The sequence below is a fragment of the Haloarcula sp. Atlit-120R genome (genome assembly GCF_003665885.1).
Lineage (GTDB): Archaea > Halobacteriota > Halobacteria > Halobacteriales > Haloarculaceae > Haloarcula > Haloarcula taiwanensis.
Map to the genome: position 1 here is coordinate 20,619 of NZ_QPLN01000001.1, position 19,106 is coordinate 39,724.

A 19,106-nucleotide genomic window follows, 5' to 3' on the forward strand; every position below is an offset into this window, starting at 1 on the left:
GTCGAAGTAATAGAACTTGCGGAGTGTTCACATATGTGTTCGTGAACACAACCCCCAAAATTTTGGCCCGTCAAAAAATCCCCAGTAATAATCATGGCAAAATATGACACCTTTTATCATACATGACAGTGAATTTGTAGCACGCCTAGTTAGACAATGACAAACCAGATTGCGTGGCAAACGTGGACAGCATCGGTAATGGGTGGGCACCATTCACCATGAGTACACAACAGGACCCAGTCTCACTGGACCTCGACCGGCGCTCGTTTATGAAAGCGAGCGCCCTCGCAGGGGGCGTCGCCCTCGGCGTCAGCGGCGCTGGTCGGGCACTTCAGGAGGACGGCGAGGAAACGGACGGAGCAGACACGGACACCGAACTGACCAAGACAATCTGCAACTACTGTTCGGTGGGCTGTGGCTTCCGCGGCGAGCGACAGGGTAATTCCTTCGTCGGCATGGAGCCATGGCACGAACACCCGATAAACGCCGGGTCGCTGTGTTCGAAAGGGGCTGGCATCTACGAGACCGAACACTCCGAGAAGCGCCTCAAGCACCCGATGATACAGGAAGACGGGGAGTGGCGCAAGATGGGGTGGAACGAGGCCTACGACCGCCTGGCGACGGACATCCGGGCGCTGTGGCCCGACGACGATACCTCACCGGACGAGGCCGTCGACGTCGACGCGGAGCACAGCCGCGAGAGCGTGATGTTGCTCGGCAGCGCCCACCACTCCAACGAGGAGGCCTACGCCATCCGGAAACTGGCGGCGTTCATGGGCACGAACAACATCGACCACCAGGCCCGGATTTGCCACTCCACGACGGTGACTGGGCTGGCAAACACCTGGGGCTACGGCGCGATGACGAACACCGTTCAGGACTACCGGAACTTCGACCTGAACATCATCATCGGCCAGAACCCCGCCGAGGCACACCCCATCGCGATGCAGCACATCCTCGAGGGGCAGAAACGCGGCGGGACCATCCTCAATCTGGACCCGCGGTTCACCAAGACCTCGGCCCACGCCGACGAGTTCATGCGGTTCCGGCCGGGCACCGACGTGGCCCTGATGATGGGTATCATCAAAGAGCTCCGGGACAAGCACGGGCTCGCGATGGACCCGGACGCGGACGACAGCGGGCAGAACATGCTGACCGACCGCGTCCAGGGCTGGGAGGACGTCGACGCTGAACTCGACCAGTACGACAAGGAGACCGTCGAGGAGATAACCTGGGTGTCCGCCGAGGACATCGAGCGCATCGCCGACATGATAGACGAGGCCCGGCCCCACATCCAGATCGAGTGGGCGATGGGCGGGACCCAGCACAACAACGGGACCCAGAACATCCGCTCGTACGCGATGGCGAGTCTCGCTTCCGGGAGCGCGGCCCGGAGCGGCGGCGGCCTCCAGGTCATGCGTGGCCATGCAAACGTCCAGGGTGCGACCGACCTCGCGGTCGCGAGCCATATCCTGCCGGGGTATTACGGTCTCTCAGCCGGCGGCTGGTCCTGGTGGGCCGAAATCTGGGACCGGACCCCGGAGACCAGCGGCGACACATCGTTTGCGGACATGTACAACCGGTTCGAACTGATGCCGCCGGAGAAGTATGTCCGCCAGAGCCCGAACTACGAAGGGAGCGAGGACGCCGATTCGCTACCGCCGAACGCCGACCACGGGCCGAACAACCCGGCGGAGAACTCGATGATGTTCCAGAACGGGCTGACAGTGGCCCGCTGGTTCGAGTCGGCGCTCGACCGGGAGGACCGGTACCAGGAGACGCCGATATACCAGCCCGACCAGACGAAAATCGCGTTCTTCTGGGGGCACTCGGCGAACTCCATCAGCGAGATGGAGCAGATGAAAGAGGGGATGGAGAACCTCGACCTGCTGGTCGTTATCGATGTGTTCCCCTCGGTCGCGAGTGTCCTCCCGGACTACGAGGACGGCCCGCCGGTGTTGCTGTTGCCGGCGTCGAGCCAGTACGAACACTACCGGTCGCTGACCAACACGAACCGGTCGGTGCAGTGGTCCGAGCCGGTCCGCTCGCCGGCCCACAACTCCAAGCCGGACCTCCAGATAATGCAGGAGCTGGCCGGCTATCTCGGCTTTGGCGAGCACTTCGACTGGGGCGCAGGCTCGGAGCTGTACAGCGGCAAGTCCAGCTACGAGGGCGTCGTCCGGGAGTTCAACCTCGGGACCAACACCATCGGCTACCGGCAGACCCCCGAGCGCCTCCAGCAACACTTAGAGTACGACTGGGCGTTCTCCAACGAGGACCTCAAAGGGGCCGAAGGAACGCCGGTCGCAGGCGAGTACTGGATGCTCCCCTGGCCCTGCTGGGGCGAGGACCACCCGGGCACCCCGATTATCTGGAACGACGACTTGGACCCCAACAACGGAGGGCAGGACTTCCGGACCCGCTGGGGCGTCCAGGCACCCACGCCGGAGGACTGGGAGGCGATGCCGACCGACGACGACTACCCGATGCAGGAGACGCTCGACGCCGTCGGCGACCGGTACGAGAGTCAGGAAGAAGCGCTTGACCTGACCCGTGCGCCGTACGACCCAGAGTGGGCCGACGACGACGATACGGCCGCGGACGGCATGATTCACGGCATCCCGGAGTACCCGGGCTGGAAGGTGACGCCGCCACAGAGCCTCGTCGACCCCGAGCAGGAGGTCCAGCCGGACGAACTCACCATCCCACAGCAGTACGCGCTCGACAATCAGGAGTCTGTGTACACCGCCGCGCAGACGCTGAACGACCCTGACACCGGGAGTGCAGTGTTCGACGAGTACCTCGAAACGATGATTGGCGAAGGCGTCGACCCCGAGTTCTACGAGGAGTACGACTACGCCCAGCCCGACGCGCCGACCGGGCGCGGCCGGGCACGGGCCGTCGTCTGGAGCTTCCTCGACAAGGTGCCGGTCCACCGTGAACCCATCGAGGGGCCGGACACGGAACTGCTGAACGAGTGGCCAGCGAACGGCCAACAGCGGAACTTCTACCGCCTCGACCAGAACAACCTCGTCGAGCAGGAACGGGCCACAGATATAATCCACAATCAGGACGACGGTCCAGATCTTGACACCATCATGACCAGCGGGCGGCAGGTCGAACATCAGGGCGGCGGCGCGGAGACGCGAAACAACATCCACACCGCCGACCTCCAGCCGCACATGTACGCGGAGATTACGCCGAACAAGGCGGAAGAACTCGGCGTCGACGGCGGTGATCTCGTGGTCATCTCCTCGACGGACCGTGGCTCCGTGCTGGTGAAAGCCCGCGTGACGGACCGGCCGAACGACCAGGAGGTGTTCCTGCCGTACCACTGGGGCGGCGTGTTCAAAGGCGAGAGTCTGGAGGACAAGTACCCGGACGGCCACGTCCCCTACGCCATCGGGGACTCGGCGAACGCCATCACGTCCCGGGGCTACGACGTAGAGACACAGATGCAGGAGACAAAGGTGTCGATGGTCGCGGTCAACCCGGCGACACCGGCGGTACTGGACCGGTACAACATCGACGTGGACCTCGACTTCGACTTCCCGCAGGACGTGAACGACGTCGGGACCCAGAAGGACTTCGATGTCCGCGACAACTCGACGGTGCAATGAGGTGAGCTAGTATGTCAACAGGAAATGAAGTAATGCACGACGGCGTGATGAGTACCGGCGAGGACGCGCGCATCTTCCCGGACGTCGAAGCGTGCATCGACTGTGGCGGCTGTGTCGTCTCCTGTAAGCGTACGTGGGATGTCCCACGGGACGAACAGCGAATCAGTATCGCGACGATGCTCGAAGGCCAGGAGGCAGCCTCCGGGCTCAATGCGAGCAGCGGTCGAGCGATGGAACAGAGCGAATCGCCCGGCGAGACCGCGGTGCCGATGCAGTGTTACCACTGCTCGAACGCGCCGTGTGTGTCGGTGTGTCCGACCGACTCGCTCATCTCGAAGGAGAACGGCTTCGTCCGGGTCCGAGACGACCTCTGTATCGGCTGTCAGTACTGCCTCTCTGCGTGCCCCTTCGGCGCGCCCCAGTTCCCCGACGAGGACGAGGGGGTCGCCAACCTCGTCGGCAGCGGCGGCAATATGGACAAGTGTACCATGTGCGAGGAGCGCCAGGACGTCGGCAAGGGGCCGGCCTGCGCCGAGGAGTGTGCCACTGACGCGATTCTGGTCGGAACGCCTGAACAGATCTCGGACGAACTGGACAACAGGGACAGTGGCACCTTCTTCAACGACGTCGCCATGGACATCATCTTTGGCGAGGACGCCAGTGAGTTCCAATGACAAACACAGAAGACCTTCCAGAGGTGAACGGCTACAGCCGCGTCTCGGTGCTCGTCAGCGCGGTCGTCGGCCTCGTGGTCGCAGGGCTGGCGCTGTTCTGGGCACAGGGATTCAGGCTCGGCTACGAGTCGCTGTACCGGGTCAATCCAAGCGTCGAGGGCGGCGGTATCGGCGCGGACTGGGTGTTCGGCAACACCATCCCCGCGCTCGATTTCCTCATCGCGCTCATCCACGCGGCCGACGTCATCATGGGCGCGTTCATCCTCGTGATGGTGTTCATCCACTGGGCGGCGTTCCAGCGGCTCGCCGGCCAGATGCGCGACCCGGGAGAGGACGTGGGCGAGGCCGTCGCGGCCGACGGTGGCTCGCCGGCTCCCGGTGAAGGACAGGGAGGTGACAGCTCGTGAGCAACCTAGACCACGGGAAGTTCACGCGCGTGACGACCCTGTTCCACTCGCTGCTGGGCCTTGACGTGTTCCTGCTGTTTTTCACCGGCTACGCCATCATGTTCAACGACGAACTGTGGTGGATGCTGACGCTGATGGGCGGGGCCTCCGGTGTGACGGCGATTCACCGCATCACCGGCATCGGGCTGGTCGCGCTCGTCGTCTTCTGGATCACACTGCAGGTGATCTCCTCGACCGGACGGAGCAACTTCGCGAAGATTCTCCCGGCGAAAGACGATGTTGACGCGTTCATTCAGGACATCCAGTTCGTGCTCGGCCGGGTCGACGAACGGCACCCGAGCGCCCGGCAGTTCGCCGGCTACAAGGCCGACGAGGTCCCGCTGCTGTCCTACATCGGCAAGGGCGTCGTGTTCATCTTCTCCATCGAGCTGACCCTGCTTGCGATTTCGGGGCTGCTCATCTGGAGCAAGACCGGCCTCGCTGCGATGTTCCAGACCAAGGCGGCCGCGATGGCCTTCGTGACGTTCCACGGCCTGCTGGGCGTCATCATGCTGATGGGGGTCATGTTCCACATCTTCGAGCACGGGATGCACCCCGCCTTCTACCCCGTCGAGACGAAGGCGTTCATCCCCCGGAGCATGGTGCCCGAGCACCACGGCGACGACGATGAGGAGCCGGACACCACGGGGATTGAGCGCCTCTCGCTGTCCCCGTCGTGGCGAACGGTCTCGACTGTCTTCGGCGCGATGACCGTCATCGGCATCGTCTCGGTGCTCATCGGGAGCATCTTCGACGAGGGCTATCCGGTCCCGCGTGAAATTGCCATCGGCGGCGGACCGTCGAGCATCCTGTTGACCGTCGGTATCAACCTCGGGATGGTCGTGCTCGGCGTCGGCCTCGTGCTCTCGATGTACGGAAACGTCCTGCGCATCCGCTGGGAACAGCAGTTAGAGCAGGAGCGGGAGCCGACGACTGCGGCCGACGGAGGCGAACCCCAGACCGACGGCGGCCAGCCTGAATCAGACGACACCGAGAACTGACCCGACTGAGAACCGTTTTCTGTGCAGCTACGCGATGAGTGCCTGTCCTTCCGGCGATAGCTCGACGCCGACATCCTGTCGGGTCTGCTCCTGAATCTGGTTCAGGTTCCGCGTCAGGACCTTGAGAATGTCTTTGGGTTCCGGATAGACGAGCATGTTGCCGTCGCCGTCCTCCATGACCAGCTGTGTGTCGGAGAGCGCGACCTGATCGCCCTCGATGCTGGCGACGATGACATCCAGTGCTTCCGCGCCGCCGGGGTCGCCTTCCGTCACCTTCGTGATATAGAGCGCATCAAGCCCGATGAGGTCCTTGTACTCACGGACCTGTTCGGCGCAGGCGACCATGTCCTGTGTCACCGCCGTCTTCTGATCGTTCCCATGAGCACCCTCGTAGCAGTGTTTACAGATTCGCAGTTCGAGACGCATGTCCCTGACTATGTGACTGTCTCTCATTACCGTTGTGGCGGGGCCGTGCAACCAGTAGTGTTTACTGTACCGCTGTGAAATGATAGCATATGGCATCAGCGCTCAACGCGGTGTATCTGGCACTGGTCGTCGTCGTCGGTATCGTCGGAACGCTGTTCGTCGCGAGCATCAGGTCCGCTGACGTGCAGTCCAGATGGCTCGAACTATCCTCGATTGGGGTCGTCGTGCTGTTCCTGCTGGGGCTGGGCGTCCAGTTCCTCGCGTAACTGCACACCTCGATCTGACACGCCACTGCTGAAGCGATAGCTATAGCGTGTCCTTCCCTGCGCAAAATATACAGACAGATGAGTGGTAATATATCTCAGTACCAGTAGAATATAGTTGTCTCTATCCAAAACTCGAATATATTTCGCGCTATTTGCATCTACGCTGCTGTGTTAGTACTATATTTCGAAAAATTGTGTCTAAAACAGATATTCAGATGTACTACATCGAAATTCGGTGTGTTTAGCTACTACTTGGAACATATCCAGTGATACGAAACGCGTAATCGATGTGTCTCAGTTAGCGTAACAGTAGTACATCCATTATTGAGATACGGACTACGGCAGAGTCATGGTAGCATCCAGTACCGACCGATGTACGATGACGTTGACAACCGTTCACTCATACGGAACAATACGCAGAGACACCGGTTATCAGCCAACGCTACGAACTAACAGTATCCAATGAAAGCAGGGGCTCGTGTCCCCTTACGGGTGTTATGTGACGATATAATACGTGGCAAACGCTTACGTGCACTTCGAGTTCTCCCTTGACCGGTCTGTGTTGTGCTACAATCGCTGTCCGAGTACGGCCGTGTTGTCGAAAGTACGCTGCTCAAGCGTGGCGTCCACAGGATTGTACTATCGTTCCCCGTCGCTGAACACTGCCGTCACGAATAGGTGACGTTCAGCTCAATCACGTTGGCGACTTCCAGTACTTTCTGCGGGAGTTCCTCGCGGAACCGATCGCCACGGAACCGATTGGTCGGTCCCGAGACGCTGATCGCACCGAGAATGTCGTCATCGTGGTTGAGCACTGGGGCAGCGACGCAGCGAAGCCCTTCGAGACGCTCTTCGTCGTCGAAAGCGACGCCGCGCTCCCGAACGTCCGCTAACTCTTGCTCCAGCTCCGCTCTGGTGCGTATCGACTTGCTGGCCTCCCCACCGAGTCCGTGGCGGTCGACGATCGCATCAATCCGTTCGGTCGGCATGTGTGCGAGAATCGCTTTTCCGAGCGCTGTCGTATGAAGCGGAACGCGCGTTCCGACGTGGGCCTTGACCTGCACGGCTTTGTCTCCCCGAGCGCGGTACAGGTATGACCCGCGGCCGTGTTCTTCGACAAGAATATTCGCGAGTTCGCCGGTTTCTGCAGCCAGCCGATCAACTTCTGGCTTCGCAATCTCGAACAGTTTCTCCCGGTGACGGGCGTACGCGCCCAGTTCCAGGAATCGGAGTCCGACCTCGTACACGCCGTCTCTGTTGACAACGTACTCTTCTTGCTCCAGCGTGCTCAAGTAGTTGTGAACCGTGCTCTTCGGGATGCCGAGGTGCTGTGCCAGTTCGGTGACTCCGGCCCCATCGAGGTCTTTCAGTGCGTCAAGCACCTCGAATGTCGTCTCGGCGGATTTGACTGGGTTTTGAGCGGTCTTTGCCATACCCGGTCATGGTACGCCCTCGTATTAAACAGTTGTTCAAACATCTGGGACAGAGCGGTGGCTTCGACGGCACACTGGTCCCGGTCATGGCATATCAATAGCACCTCATTGCAGACTGTAGCGCGTCTGTTTCGGCCGATTGTCGCAGACAGCGATACCCACGGCGCGGGCAGTCAAATGAAGTGTAATAACTCCGTCGGCGCACATCCCTACCAGACCCACACACAGGCGCACAATCGAAATCAAGCCGAGGGGTGAGCGGGGTATCACGCTGTGACACCCTATCCAAAGCGGGTACTGACCCGTGCTCGGTCCGATGGTCGCTCAGACGACTGTAACGGGATTTTTCAGCGTTCCGATGGACTCGATGTCGATAGTGACTTCATCTCCCTCCTGCAGCGTGAAATCGTCGTCGGGAACGAGCGAAGTACCGGTGAGTAGCACTGACAGCTCGGGGACTGCGTTGTGTGCGGTGTAGTACGAAACGAGTTCCTCGCAGGTGCGTTTCATCTCGCTGGTGTTGGTCTCGCCGTGATAGACACGGTCGCCGCCGCGGTGAATCGACATCGAGAGCGTCAGCGAGTGCGGGTCCTCGATATCCGTGGCGACGGCCGGGCCGACCGAACAACAGCGGTCGTACACCTTAGCCTGGGGCAGATACAGCGGGTTCTGCCCCTCGATAGACCGACTGCTCATGTCGTTACCGACAGTGTAGCCGACGATCTCTCCTTCGTAGAGAACAACCGCGAGCTCAGGCTCGGGCACGTCCCAGTCTGAGTCGGCTCGGATACCGACCGCTTCGCCGGGACCGACAGTCCGATTCGGCGTCGATTTGAAGAATATCTCCGGTCGCTCCGCGTCGTACACGTCGAGGTACATCTCGGGCGTGTCGCTTTCCTCCGTCCGCGCTTCTTCGCTGATCTGGTATGTCACGCCAGCGGCCCAGACTTCGTCGGCAGTAACGGGATCGGTCGCATCAGCTCCGAGCCGCTGTTCGGACACTGCCTCGGCAGCATCGAGGTGGCGGGCGCTGAGTTCGTCCGGCGCGGTCTCCGCAATCGACGATGATTTGAGGAGGTCACGGAACGTTCGGAGCTGGGGCTTGACGCTGGTCAAATCGTACGTACTGTCCCCAGTTTCGACCGCTAACCGCTGTGAGTTCCCGTCGCGCAGCTGGTAGTATCTCATACAGAGATGCAAACTGCAACACTACATGAATCTTGTGCTGCCAACGGTATGGCTCTTGCCTGTCGTAAGACCGCACTGATATTTGCTGTGGAAGGCGGCTATCCGGCGGTAGACAAGTAATTGGGCGCAACCACTATGTTCCACAGAGCTACACACGCCCAACTTCCTGCCGTCGGGCAACAACCACCTTTCAATCAGGCTGATCTCTGTTCAGCAATACGGAACAGTTTGAATGACAGACGTACATACGTTATTCTGATATCCCAGTGTGTGTCGTGAGACCCAGCAGCCCAGTTCCTATTCGAGGCACAGGTGTTTGAGTGATAGCATTACGGCTTTCAATCCGCCACCACCTTTGTAATGTCCATTTGCAACAAGTCACAAGCAATAGATAAATCGCACGCGAATTCTGCAAGCACTGCCCACACGGTTACAACCACACTCGGACTTTTCTGATCCATATTCGAGTATACAAGCAGATATTATCGACATATGTCATTGCTAGACTGGATACAGCGTTTTTAATATCAATTCTCACTTGGGAACCCGAAAAATCCGAACAGTATCGCGCTTTCCATCTATCGAATCCACTTCGATAAGTCCACAGTCTGTGAACACCGCCTTCCAGTCCCGATAGTACAGCGGGACGTTGTCATCGACGTAGTTTACTTCACCTGCGTCGCCACCTTCGTTCTCGACGGTGATTAGCAGATCGTCCACAATCCGTGCCAGTTCCTCGAACGCCCAGTCGACATCCGGATGGAGGTGCTGGAGGGTTTCGACTGAAAAAACGGCATCGTACGTGTCATCCGCGACATCCGTGACGAAGTCCTCGATAGCCATCGCGTGGAACGAACCGTCGGCCGCGAGTTCGGGATACGTCTCGGCAAGGATGTCCAGCGCGTCGGCGTTGATATCGACTCCGGTTAGATCAGAGTAGCCAGCGTCGGACAATGCGGCGAGGTGCCGCCCGGAACTGCACCCGACCTCTAGAATAGCCGCGTCTCGCTCGACATGCTCTGCAAGTATCGACTGCACCAGCTCACTCGTCTCGTCCGCTCCATAGTAGGCATAATACGCGGGGGAGTACTCGCCGGACCGGTCGGCCCACTCCTCGCGAATGTCGGTAGAGTCCACGGTCAACTCGGGTGGGGAAGACGGAAAGTTCTGCCGGAACGGTCGTGATGACCATGACCGAAAGACGCAACAGCCACCCAGACGACCAGCATGCCATGGGCTGGACAGTGATGCCGGACTTCGAGGGACACGACGAGGCACGCGAGCAGTTCACCTGGGAACTGCCGGAGTCGTACAATCCGGCCGTCGACTTCCTGCAAAAACACGACGACCCCGAACGGGTAGCGCTCGAACAGGCGTACCCCGACGGGCGACGCGAACAGTACACGTTCCGCGAACTGGACGCGCTATCGGACCGGCTCGCGGCCGGGTTGGCTAGGCTCGGCGTTGAGGCCGGCGACCGAGTCGGCGTCGTCGTGCCACAGAAGCCACAGAACCCGGTTACGCACCTGGCGAACTGGAAGCTCGGAGCCGTGTCGGTTCCGCTGACGGTCCTGTTCGGCACAGACGCGCTCCGGTATCGGCTGGACGACGCTGGCGTGACTGTCGCCGTTATCGACCCGGCCGTGCGCGATGACATCGACGCGGTCCGGGACGACTGTCCGGCACTGGACCACGTCGTCGAAATCGAGACCGACGCGCCGCCGGGGGACGTTCACGCCTTCGAAGACGTGCTCGCAGCACCGGAGAACGCGGCTATCGAGCCCTACGACGCGACGCCGGACACCGACACGGCGATACTGTACACGAGCGGGTCGACGGGCCCGCCAAAGGGCGTCCGTCACTCACACGCGCTCTGGCTCGGACGAGCCGCAGCCGCGTACAACTTCTTCGACCAGGGACTCGGCCCGGACGCGACCGTCTGGACGCCCGCGGACTGGGCCTGGGGCGCAGCGCTCGGCGGGACGCTCTTTGCGACGTGGCACCACGGCGGGACCGTCGTCGGCTACCCCGCTTCGGGCTTTGACCCCGACGAAGCGTTCGGCCTGCTCTCGGAGTTCGGCGTCACCCGGTCGTTCGTGCCCGCGACGGCCCTCCGGATGCTGATGGACGTCGAGAACCCGACGGCGACGTACGACCTCGACGTCGAGACCATCGCCGTCGGCGGCGAGTCGCTGACGCCGGAAATCGTCGACTGGGTGGCCGAGACGTTCGACTCGGTCACCATCAACGAGTTCTACGGCCAGACGGAACTGAACCTCGTCGTCGCCAACAACTCGAACTGGTTCGACACCCAGCCCGGCAGCATGGGCAAGCCGCTGCCGGGCTATGACCTGGCGATTCTGGACCCCGAGGCCGCCGACCGCGGCGTCGCCGACCCCGTTCCGGCCGGCGAACTCGGCGAGATAGCGCTGCGCCCCCACGACCGCTCGGTGTTCTTCGACGAGTACTGGAACATGCCCGAAAAGACGGCGGCCAAGGAGGTCGAGGGCTGGTTCGTCACCGGCGACCTGGCCCGGCAGGACGACGACGGCTACGTCTGGTTCAAATCGCGCAAGGACGACGTCATCATCACGAGCGGCTACCGCGTCGGGCCGACGGAGGTCGAGAGCGCGATTCTCGAACACCCCGACGTGGTCCAGGCCGGCGTCATCGGCGTCCCCGACGACACGCGCGGGGAAATCATCAAGGCCTACGTCGAGACGGCCGCGGACGCGCCGGCACGGGAGACGCTCCGGTCGGAAATCGAGTCCGTCGTTCGGGACCACCTCGCCGAGTACGAGTACCCCCGCGAAATCGAGTTCGCAGACGCGTTGCCACAGACGACCAGCGGGAAAATCCGGCGCACAGAACTCCAGGAGTGGCACGCCGACGGCGAGTCATCGTAGCTTTCGGGACCGAACAGTCACTTGGTGCCGAAATCGGTGAAGTGAACACCACATCTGGGACGCTGTGTTCGTATCCTGGTTTTCTATCGATGCGTCGGCATAAATGCCTGAACCCATCACGGATTATGTTCAGAAATTGCGGTTTATGAGCAATATATAGTAATAAATACCGTCATTATACGCTTAAATACGAAATACGACACCAAATTAACGGCGCTTGGAGACTCTAACGCAATACGGATTCGAGACACCGGTCAGTTACCTGTCGATAGCACGGTTCCCGGCACAATCCACTCCGAAACACGGCTGTTCCACCGAAAGGCCGGCTGATTCTCCAGCGGTGTGCCTGTACGACACTGGTCGTCGGTGCAGAAGGTATGAATGGAACGGACAGCCAGGATAGCCCGGCGTTCGGACGCGGGTAATCCCGTTTGCCTCCTCCACCCCGCGACCCCACGAGCGACGGGTGTTCGATGGTCCGCTGCTCACTTCCGTGCCTGGCGGGGTGCCATCGTTTAACCACGTGGGCACACCCCTGCAGGTGCGACCACGCGGACCGCCGTCCCCGTGGGACGAGGCTTCCACGTTAGCTTACGGGGTCCACGTCCGTCAGACCGGACGCCCCCGGTGTTCGGTCCCCGCTCAAGACCACAGTGCGGGCGAGGAGGGGGGCCTAGCCCCCCGACCTAGTCCATCTGAAAGTCCGCCGCCACCCCATAAGGGCCTTTCGGATGCGCCCACAGACCGCTGGACGACGCCCCAGTGGGCAGACGGGCCTACAGCAGGTCCAGCGCCCGCGCGAACCACGTGCCACCGAGCGGGATGAGACAGCCGACGGCGACAACGCCCCAGCGGTGATGTTCCATCAGCGTTGACTCGGTCAGCCCCAACACGAGGCTCTCGGGGACGGTGACCGCCCAGAGGAGACTCAAAGCGACGATGAACACGCCCATGCCGATGCTCGCGCCCGCCGCGACGCTCGGGTCCGACCGCCCCTCGCGGCCGGCCGCCAGCACGATAATGCAGACGAGCGCGAACACGCCCGGCAACAGCGGGGACAACGCCCCCGAGTTGTAGTACGCTCCCACGGCGCTCGCGGTCTCGACGAGGCCGTACGGAACCGCGAGCGCAAGGAGATACAGAACGCAGCCGACGATGCCGACAGTTGGAGCGAGCCGCAGGTCGTCCATATCGTCGCTGTGGCCGGCGGCGTCTTAACAGCGACGTTCGAGCGAAACGAGGAAATGTCGGCTCTCCGTATCCGTGACCATGGGACTGGGTTCCACCGCGAAAAAGATACAGAAGGTCGCCGACATTGCAGAGGACCTCTACAAGAAGGTCAACGAGCTGAAAACACAGCTCGAAGACCTGCGAAGCACTGTCGACGAGACGAACACCCGCGTCGACGGGATGGAGCAGGAACTGGCCGAACAGCGCGCGCTCATCGAGGCACTCGCCGAAGAACGGGGCGTCGACCCGGAGGCAGTCGTGGCCGAAGTCGCCGCTGACACTGATAAGAACACAGCTGAAGCGGCTTCAGAGTAACTCCCAGACAGCGGTACCATGAGCGCGGCGGAACCGGTTGGTTTAAATCATAACGTCATCATACCATTGTACGTAGGGCGCTTAGCTCAGCTTGGACAGAGTGCTTGGCTTCGGACCAAACCGTCGGGGGTTCAAATCCCTCAGCGCCCGTATCGGTTAGTTCCGGCGAATTTTCGGGTTTAAATCCTTCTAATCGCAGATTCTGGATTTATAATCTCGGTTCCTTTCGTTCAACAATCGAACGGTTCTGAACTGGAGCGGTATCGTCTGGTGATTCGCCTACATCTGCACCGTTCGTCTCTGAAAAAATCAATCGGCAATTGAGGGGTCACCACCGCTTGTATCGGAAACTCACGGCATTCAGGAACCGCCTCGAACGCTGTCAAGTGTTCCGTGCTGAATATATAGAAGGAGTTCAACAGTCACGTCTGGTCCGACGACCACTACCCGACGCGCCTGTGGCGTGTGAGCTGTCCCGGGTCCGGTCAAGTGGATAACGGCTCTCTTTCTCGCTTTGATCGCCGTCTCAGTGGAGCATATCAAGCAGGAAGATTGCGAGGAAGCCGACGAAGAAGAGCGTCGTCGACACCGGTGTCTCGGGAACTTTCCCGGCCTTCACCAGCAGTTCCTCGGTGACGAGGTACAGCAGGGCAGCGGAACCGAAGGCGAGGATAATCGCGATGGGGGCGCCGGTTACTCCGTCAAGTGCAAGCACGCCACCAGTTACGCCTGACGCGAGCAGCAGTCCGAAGACTGTCGGGACTGCGAGTTTCTTGACCACCCCGATATCTCGTGGGAGTGCGATGACGCCAGCAACACCGAGGAAGAGCACCTCGATGGCCAGCGCCACGGCGATGATGACGCCGGTGTCGGGATTGTCAAGGAAGGTTACCCCAATGAGGACTCCGTCAATGAGCATATCGATACTCACGGTGATGAGCAACCCCGCCGCGCCAGCAAACTGGCCGCCAATATCGCGCTTCTCGATGGTCTTACTCAGCCGGTGGATGCCCAACATCGTCGCAACCCCGATGGCGAACCCAAGCACTACGACTCGGGGTGCCCGGTCGTGAATGTTCGGGAGCAACTCAGCGGCAACGGCGGCGATCACAACTCCGGCCGCGAAGTGCTGAATGTTGCTTTCCATCTGCGGCCCCGGTGGATAGGAGATGGCGATTACGCCGCCCACCAAGGCGGCCACAACCGCGAGCGCGGTGTACGACAGCGCCTGAACCAGTACCATACGGCCCCTGCTGACCGAAGCGTCAAGAGTGTTTATCAGATACTGTTCACTGGTCCGGCAGTGGACGCGTCGCTGCTGGCTATGTGCTGTGTATTCAGCACGAGCCCACGAGAAAGTCTGGTTTCTCACATATAACGGGCATTCGACACCGTGGATTACGATGCCTCAAGCCCAACAAGGAAACCCGTCCACCAGTCGAGCGAGCGCCCTCCGCGCCCGTCGCGGATTTTCACCACCCAAACTGCCCGACAGCGTTGGCCCGAAATTCTCTATGAACGCAATGTTGTTGCTTTCCTTCGCTCGTCAAGCGGTTGGGACAGGGCTTGTGCCTTCCGGTGATTTACCTCTAGTCACACTGTACGCCGCTAAGAAACTCAATCACTCAGCGGGTATCGAACGAGTTAATCACGTCACCCGTGGAGTACGTCTCGACCAGGTTCTGTTCCTCGAAGTCGGCATCATCGCTCCAGATAGCTGCATCGTTGGCAATCGCGCACGCCAGATAGAGAACGTCGTCGGGGTCGGTGTCACCGATTGCTTCGTCTGCGTGCTTGATAGCTGGGTGGAAGTCTCCGGCAGGAACGACTTCGATGTACTGGAACAGGAGATCGACGAACTGTGCCACGCGGTCCGGTTCCATCCCGGACTTCTCCGCGATCAGTCGTTTGTAGCTATCGATCTCGTCGTGGACGAATGCCGGTGTCAAGAGGTCCGGTTCGAGTGTGACGATGAGTTCTCGCGTTTTCGAATCAGCGATGAGGGCAGAGATGACGACGTTGGCGTCGATGACCAGTTTTATTCGTCGTGTCTACGCCGATTCTTCGTCGACGCGCTTCCGTCCACGCTCGTTTATCTTGTCGGCGATCTCCTGTACGTCGGTCTCGGTGAGTTCGCTCTCACTGGTGAGTTCGTCCATCACTTCGAGCGCCTCGATCTTCTCTTCGATGGCCTGTCGTGTGACCTCGCTCCAGTTGATCTCGGGGTGTCTTTCCATGCGTTCCTTGAGGTCGTCGTCCACGTTGACAGTGATACTGGGCATACAACAAGCTATGTGTTCACAGAATACTGTGTTTTTCGGTGAATCTTAGGACCACTGATTTTGGCCGCCTCAGGCCAAACAATGGACTTCGTTCACCAGTCGAGCGAGCGCCCTCAGCGCCCGTGGCATTTTGCTGCGAGCAGACAGTACGAACTGAAGAGTGTTGCCTGTGGAATTTGCAGCAGGGCGGAGCCGGCGTGACGGTAATCAAGTCCACGGCGCACGTAGCCGTCTGCACGCGTCCAATCGCTCGGGACCTGAAGCGCTACCGTTCGATGCCGACCACTATCAGGTCGATGTACTGGTCGAAACACCCGATACTGTAAGGGCAAGTGGCGAGCGTCTGAAAGAGTCCAGAGAGCGGACCTGGTCGTCGGGTTGCGCTGCAGTGACCTACCGTAGCTGCCAGTACAGCGACCACGATAGCTTCGCCGTCAAACACCGACGGGAGCGTCCCGTAACAGTGGTAAAGTGACTGTGTTCACCGACCCATCTACTATCCGGCTTGAGAGAACACGGAAGGAGCGCCTGTGCCGATACATTATTACTAACACAAGATTCTATTATCACAGGAATTATTAGAAATAGCTGTATATTTAATAACACAGATGGTATCTATCACGCGGCGACGACTACTGCAGACGGCTGGCGCTAGTGCAGCCGCGACGACGGTAACCGGCTGTCTCGGCCAGGGTGCGGCCTCGCTTGATTCCGTGACTGTAGGGTACGTCCCGATCTACCCCAACATGCAACACTACGTAATGGAACGGGAGGGCTACTACGACGCTGTCCCGGCAGAGGTCACTGTCGAGCGTTTTAGCTCGGGCCCCAGTGTCGTCACAGCGTTTGCCAGTGGGGACGTCGATGTCGCGTTCTTTGGCGTCACTCCGGCGATGGTACTCGCCGACAGAGGCACGCACGCAGGTGTTCTCGCTGCGAATTCACGAAACGGGTTCAAGATTATGGGGACAAGCAAGCTCGTCGACCTGTACGAGCAAGAGGCCGACGCCGTTTTCGACCGCTTCGAGCGTGAGAACGGACGAAAAATCCGGTTCGGTGTCCCACCGGATGGGAGCGTTCCCGACATTGTGCTCCGGTACTGGATTCAAGAGGCTCTCGACGCCGGGGAAATTGACACCGTCATCGACAAGTCGAAGGTTCCACCGGCGAAAGCGGTCCAGACAATTCAGTCGGGCGATATCGATGCGACCGTCATTCAGGAGCCGTTCGCGACGATAATCGGCCGTGAAGACGGCTACGGCGAACTCGAATGGTCGGGGACTGTCTTGGAGAACCATCCAGTGACGGTGCTCTACGCGACTCAGCAGGTCATCGACGCGAGCGATATCGCACGGTCACTGGTCGAACAGCACACCGTAGCGACCGCATTCACAGCGAGCGCACCGGACGTGGCCGCGGGCCACGCCGCGTCGGTCATCGGCTCGGGTGTAAGCGAGGAACTCGCTCAGGCGGCCTTCGAGTCACAGGCGTCCGATTTCATCTCGGACCCGCATGCTGTCACCGAGCAGACCGCGACGATGGGCGAGTTCGTTGCGAGCGTCGGAAACATCGACGAACCGGTGCCGAGTGAGGAACTGTTCGCCTTCGGCCCCTACGACGCCATCGAGTCATGAGCGCGCCCACCGACACCGGTCCCGAGACGCTGCTGGACGGAGGCGTCGAGAGAGAATCACGGCGATATCTCCGTGGCCTCGGGGGCCTGGCGAGTTTCCTGCTTATCTGGTGGGTCGGAGCGCTGACGACGCAGCCGTCGTATCTGGTTCCGGGACCCGTCGACTCCGCACGCGCCTTCGTCCAGCTGTTCGCAACCTCGACACGAATCGTCGCCCCGCTCGCCGGACTGGAACTCGTCTTGCCGACGGGACTTGCACATCTCACACAGACCCTGTTTCATTACATCCCGGGCCTACTGCTGGGTGCCGCCTGTGGCAGTAGCCTCGGACTGGCGATGGGCTGGCACGACGTGCTAGACGACTGGCTTCGGCCACTCGTCCGGGTGCTGCGGCCGATTCCGCCGCTGGCGTGGGTCGTTTTCGCCATCGTCTGGTTCGGTATCCATCACACGGGAGCGGCCTTCATCGTCTTCGTCGGCGCGTTCTGGATTAACTTCTATGCCGCCTACGGCGGCGTCGAGGGCGTTTCGAGCGAACTCACCGACGCCGCATCGACGCTGGGAGTCAAACGGGACCTGTCGATGCTGAAGCTGGTCGCGCTCCCGAGTGCCGCCCCGCAGCTGCTGACGGGCTTCCGTACCAGCATCGGACGCTGCTGGATGATTGTCGTCGGGGCCGAACTGTTCGGTGCGCCCGGTGTCGGCTACGAGATCATCAACGCCGCGAACAACCTCGCGATGGAGACCAGCGTCGCGTACATGTTCCTCATCAGCCTCGCCTTCCTTACGATGGACGTTGGCTTCCGGCTATTCGAACGGAGGGCTCTCGCATGGCGCTGAGTGAACGGTCGTCGGACCCGGCCAAAGCGGGTCGGAAAATCGTCGTCGACGGTGTCAGTAAGGCCTACGACTCCGTACAGGCACTCTCGGGTGTCTCACTCTCCGTTCGGGAAGGCGAGTTCTGCTGTATCGTCGGTCCGTCGGGCTGTGGCAAGACGACGTTGTTGCGAACGATAGCGGGCCTCGAGGACACCGACAGCGGCTCGATTCTGGTCGACGACGACCGGGTCACGGAGCCGGGGCTTGACCGCGGGATGGTTTTTCAAGAGTACGCGCTATTCCCGTGGCTGACGGTCCGGGGGAATATCCGTTTTGGTCTCGACCGGCCCGCGTGTGACTGTCCCGATTGTGAAGGGCGGATACGGGAACTGGTCGACCTCGTCGGTCTGTCAGGGTTTGAGGATGCGTATCCCAAGGAGCTCTCGGGTGGGATGAAACAGCGCGTCGGCAGCGCCCGTGCGCTCGCTGTCGATCCGGAGATACTGTTGCTGGACGAGCCTTTCGGCAGCGTAGATGCCAGAACACGCGACCGACTCCACGACGAACTGCTCGATATCTGGGCCGAAACCCGCCAGACGGTCGTCTTCGTCACTCACGATATCGACGAGGCCGTGAAACTAGCTGACAGGGTCGTTGTATTGGACGACGACCCCGGCACTGTCCAGTCGACAGTCACCGTCGACATAGACCGTCCCCGAGAGCGAACGTCCCACCGGTTCGTTGAGTACGTCGCACGCATCCGAGCGGAACTCGGTCAGACACCTGGTGCTAGCCAAAGCAGTCGATAAGACAGCTCTTCCTGCCTCGAAAGACGGCCCATGTAGCAGGGCCGCCACACTATCGCTC

The 19,106-nt window shown here is 60.6% G+C and carries 18 protein-coding genes, 1 tRNA gene and 1 other RNA gene; 11 read left to right on the forward strand and 9 right to left on the reverse strand.

The annotated features are described in order from the left end of the window. Positions 1-218 precede the first annotated feature (218 nt). From DVK01_RS00125 to DVK01_RS00140, 4 genes are read left to right on the forward strand one after another with little or no spacing between them, the layout of a single operon-like run. The gene (locus DVK01_RS00125) at positions 219-3,620 is read left to right on the forward strand and encodes a formate dehydrogenase subunit alpha (RefSeq protein WP_121535077.1); all 3,402 of its coding nucleotides are present in this window, start codon (positions 219-221) and stop codon (positions 3,618-3,620) included. A gap of 11 nt (positions 3,621-3,631) precedes the next feature. Next, positions 3,632-4,294 (forward strand): 4Fe-4S dicluster domain-containing protein, encoded by a 663-nt coding sequence (locus tag DVK01_RS00130; protein WP_101350383.1) that lies wholly within the window; start codon positions 3,632-3,634, stop codon positions 4,292-4,294. Next, a complete protein-coding gene (locus DVK01_RS00135; protein ID WP_101350384.1) occupies positions 4,291-4,701 on the forward strand; it encodes a hypothetical protein in 411 nt (136 codons plus the stop codon). Before DVK01_RS00130 ends, DVK01_RS00135 begins: the two co-directional genes overlap by 4 nt. Continuing rightward, the gene (locus DVK01_RS00140; RefSeq protein ID WP_101350385.1) at positions 4,698-5,741 is read left to right on the forward strand and encodes a cytochrome b/b6 domain-containing protein; all 1,044 of its coding nucleotides are present in this window, start codon (positions 4,698-4,700) and stop codon (positions 5,739-5,741) included. The genes DVK01_RS00135 and DVK01_RS00140 overlap by 4 nt, the downstream gene beginning before the upstream one ends. A 27-nt stretch (positions 5,742-5,768) precedes the next feature. Here the strand turns inward: DVK01_RS00140 and DVK01_RS00145 are convergent, their stop codons facing one another. Further along, the gene (locus tag DVK01_RS00145; RefSeq protein ID WP_101350386.1) at positions 5,769-6,167 is read right to left on the reverse strand and encodes a hypothetical protein; all 399 of its coding nucleotides are present in this window, start codon (positions 6,165-6,167) and stop codon (positions 5,769-5,771) included. Positions 6,168-6,256: 89 nt separating this feature from the next. On the opposite strand from DVK01_RS00145, the gene DVK01_RS22035 reads away from it, so the two are divergent. Continuing rightward, positions 6,257-6,433: a hypothetical protein gene (locus DVK01_RS22035; protein WP_199722304.1), complete on the forward strand. Its 177-nt coding sequence runs from the start codon at positions 6,257-6,259 to the stop codon at positions 6,431-6,433. Between the two features lie 668 nt (positions 6,434-7,101). Here DVK01_RS22035 and DVK01_RS00150 read toward each other — a convergent pair. The 3 genes from DVK01_RS00150 to DVK01_RS00160 form a co-directional block, all read right to left on the reverse strand. After that, positions 7,102-7,866 carry an IclR family transcriptional regulator gene (locus DVK01_RS00150; protein WP_101350387.1) on the reverse strand — a complete coding sequence of 255 codons (765 nt, stop codon included), beginning with the start codon at positions 7,864-7,866 and terminating at the stop codon, positions 7,102-7,104. Between the two features lie 324 nt (positions 7,867-8,190). Continuing rightward, on the reverse strand, positions 8,191-9,054 hold the full coding sequence (locus tag DVK01_RS00155) for a fumarylacetoacetate hydrolase family protein (RefSeq protein WP_121535078.1): 864 nt from the start codon (positions 9,052-9,054) through the stop codon (positions 8,191-8,193). 534 nt (positions 9,055-9,588) lie between these two features. After that, positions 9,589-10,191: a class I SAM-dependent methyltransferase gene (locus DVK01_RS00160; RefSeq protein ID WP_101350389.1), complete on the reverse strand. Its 603-nt coding sequence runs from the start codon at positions 10,189-10,191 to the stop codon at positions 9,589-9,591. 95 nt (positions 10,192-10,286) lie between these two features. Between DVK01_RS00160 and DVK01_RS00165 the strand changes: the two genes are divergently transcribed. Next, on the forward strand, positions 10,287-11,960 hold the full coding sequence (locus tag DVK01_RS00165; RefSeq protein ID WP_121536128.1) for an acyl-CoA synthetase: 1,674 nt from the start codon (positions 10,287-10,289) through the stop codon (positions 11,958-11,960). Positions 11,961-12,344: 384 nt separating this feature from the next. Here the strand turns inward: DVK01_RS00165 and ffs are convergent. Beyond that, positions 12,345-12,657: signal recognition particle sRNA (gene ffs, locus DVK01_RS00170), an RNA gene on the reverse strand. 79 nt (positions 12,658-12,736) lie between these two features. After that, entirely contained in the window at positions 12,737-13,150 is a 414-nt protein-coding gene (locus tag DVK01_RS00175) for a hypothetical protein (RefSeq protein WP_101350390.1), read from the reverse strand. Between the two features lie 79 nt (positions 13,151-13,229). On the opposite strand from DVK01_RS00175, the gene DVK01_RS00180 reads away from it, so the two are divergent. Together DVK01_RS00180 and DVK01_RS00185 are read left to right on the forward strand one after the other, a co-directional pair. Beyond that, entirely contained in the window at positions 13,230-13,505 is a 276-nt protein-coding gene (locus tag DVK01_RS00180) for a DUF5798 family protein (RefSeq protein WP_101350391.1), read from the forward strand. A gap of 75 nt (positions 13,506-13,580) precedes the next feature. After that, positions 13,581-13,655: transfer RNA gene (locus DVK01_RS00185), tRNA-Arg, on the forward strand. 376 nt (positions 13,656-14,031) lie between these two features. On the opposite strand, the gene DVK01_RS00190 is transcribed toward DVK01_RS00185, so the two are convergent. From DVK01_RS00190 to DVK01_RS00200, 3 genes are all read right to left on the reverse strand, one after another. Beyond that, complete coding sequence (locus DVK01_RS00190; RefSeq protein ID WP_101350392.1) at positions 14,032-14,748, reverse strand: ZIP family metal transporter; 717 nt, start codon at positions 14,746-14,748, stop codon at positions 14,032-14,034. A 382-nt stretch (positions 14,749-15,130) separates the two neighbouring features. Continuing rightward, positions 15,131-15,547 carry a PIN domain-containing protein gene (locus DVK01_RS00195; protein WP_101350393.1) on the reverse strand — a complete coding sequence of 139 codons (417 nt, stop codon included), beginning with the start codon at positions 15,545-15,547 and terminating at the stop codon, positions 15,131-15,133. A 9-nt stretch (positions 15,548-15,556) separates the two neighbouring features. Then, positions 15,557-15,787, reverse strand: coding sequence for a hypothetical protein (locus DVK01_RS00200; protein ID WP_101350394.1), 231 nt, complete (start codon positions 15,785-15,787; stop codon positions 15,557-15,559). Between the two features lie 608 nt (positions 15,788-16,395). Here DVK01_RS00200 and DVK01_RS00205 point away from each other — a divergent pair. The 3 genes from DVK01_RS00205 to DVK01_RS00215 are packed head-to-tail and all read left to right on the forward strand — an operon-like array spanning position 16,396 to position 19,048. Further along, positions 16,396-17,421, forward strand: coding sequence for an ABC transporter substrate-binding protein (locus DVK01_RS00205; protein ID WP_198560180.1), 1,026 nt, complete (start codon positions 16,396-16,398; stop codon positions 17,419-17,421). Further along, the gene (locus DVK01_RS00210) at positions 17,418-18,260 is read left to right on the forward strand and encodes an ABC transporter permease (protein WP_121535079.1); all 843 of its coding nucleotides are present in this window, start codon (positions 17,418-17,420) and stop codon (positions 18,258-18,260) included. The genes DVK01_RS00205 and DVK01_RS00210 overlap by 4 nt, the downstream gene beginning before the upstream one ends. Beyond that, a complete protein-coding gene (locus DVK01_RS00215) occupies positions 18,251-19,048 on the forward strand; it encodes an ABC transporter ATP-binding protein (RefSeq protein WP_121535080.1) in 798 nt (265 codons plus the stop codon). The genes DVK01_RS00210 and DVK01_RS00215 overlap by 10 nt, the downstream gene beginning before the upstream one ends. The last annotated feature ends 58 nt before the right edge of the window (positions 19,049-19,106 follow it).

Coding starts and splice junctions, on each gene's coding strand:
- DVK01_RS00205 (WP_198560180.1), top strand. CDS start 16,396: ATGGTATCTATCACGCGGCGACGACTACTGCAGACGGCTGGCGCTAGT.
- DVK01_RS00125 (WP_121535077.1), top strand. CDS start 219: ATGAGTACACAACAGGACCCAGTCTCACTGGACCTCGACCGGCGCTCG.
- DVK01_RS00175 (WP_101350390.1), bottom strand. CDS start 13,150: ATGGACGACCTGCGGCTCGCTCCAACTGTCGGCATCGTCGGCTGCGTT.
- DVK01_RS00135 (WP_101350384.1), top strand. CDS start 4,291: ATGACAAACACAGAAGACCTTCCAGAGGTGAACGGCTACAGCCGCGTC.
- DVK01_RS00190 (WP_101350392.1), bottom strand. CDS start 14,748: ATGGTACTGGTTCAGGCGCTGTCGTACACCGCGCTCGCGGTTGTGGCC.
- DVK01_RS00145 (WP_101350386.1), bottom strand. CDS start 6,167: ATGCGTCTCGAACTGCGAATCTGTAAACACTGCTACGAGGGTGCTCAT.
- DVK01_RS00180 (WP_101350391.1), top strand. CDS start 13,230: ATGGGACTGGGTTCCACCGCGAAAAAGATACAGAAGGTCGCCGACATT.
- DVK01_RS00155 (WP_121535078.1), bottom strand. CDS start 9,054: ATGAGATACTACCAGCTGCGCGACGGGAACTCACAGCGGTTAGCGGTC.
- DVK01_RS00165 (WP_121536128.1), top strand. CDS start 10,287: ATGGGCTGGACAGTGATGCCGGACTTCGAGGGACACGACGAGGCACGC.
- DVK01_RS22035 (WP_199722304.1), top strand. CDS start 6,257: ATGGCATCAGCGCTCAACGCGGTGTATCTGGCACTGGTCGTCGTCGTC.
- DVK01_RS00210 (WP_121535079.1), top strand. CDS start 17,418: ATGAGCGCGCCCACCGACACCGGTCCCGAGACGCTGCTGGACGGAGGC.
- DVK01_RS00215 (WP_121535080.1), top strand. CDS start 18,251: ATGGCGCTGAGTGAACGGTCGTCGGACCCGGCCAAAGCGGGTCGGAAA.
- DVK01_RS00150 (WP_101350387.1), bottom strand. CDS start 7,866: ATGGCAAAGACCGCTCAAAACCCAGTCAAATCCGCCGAGACGACATTC.
- DVK01_RS00200 (WP_101350394.1), bottom strand. CDS start 15,787: ATGCCCAGTATCACTGTCAACGTGGACGACGACCTCAAGGAACGCATG.
- DVK01_RS00130 (WP_101350383.1), top strand. CDS start 3,632: ATGTCAACAGGAAATGAAGTAATGCACGACGGCGTGATGAGTACCGGC.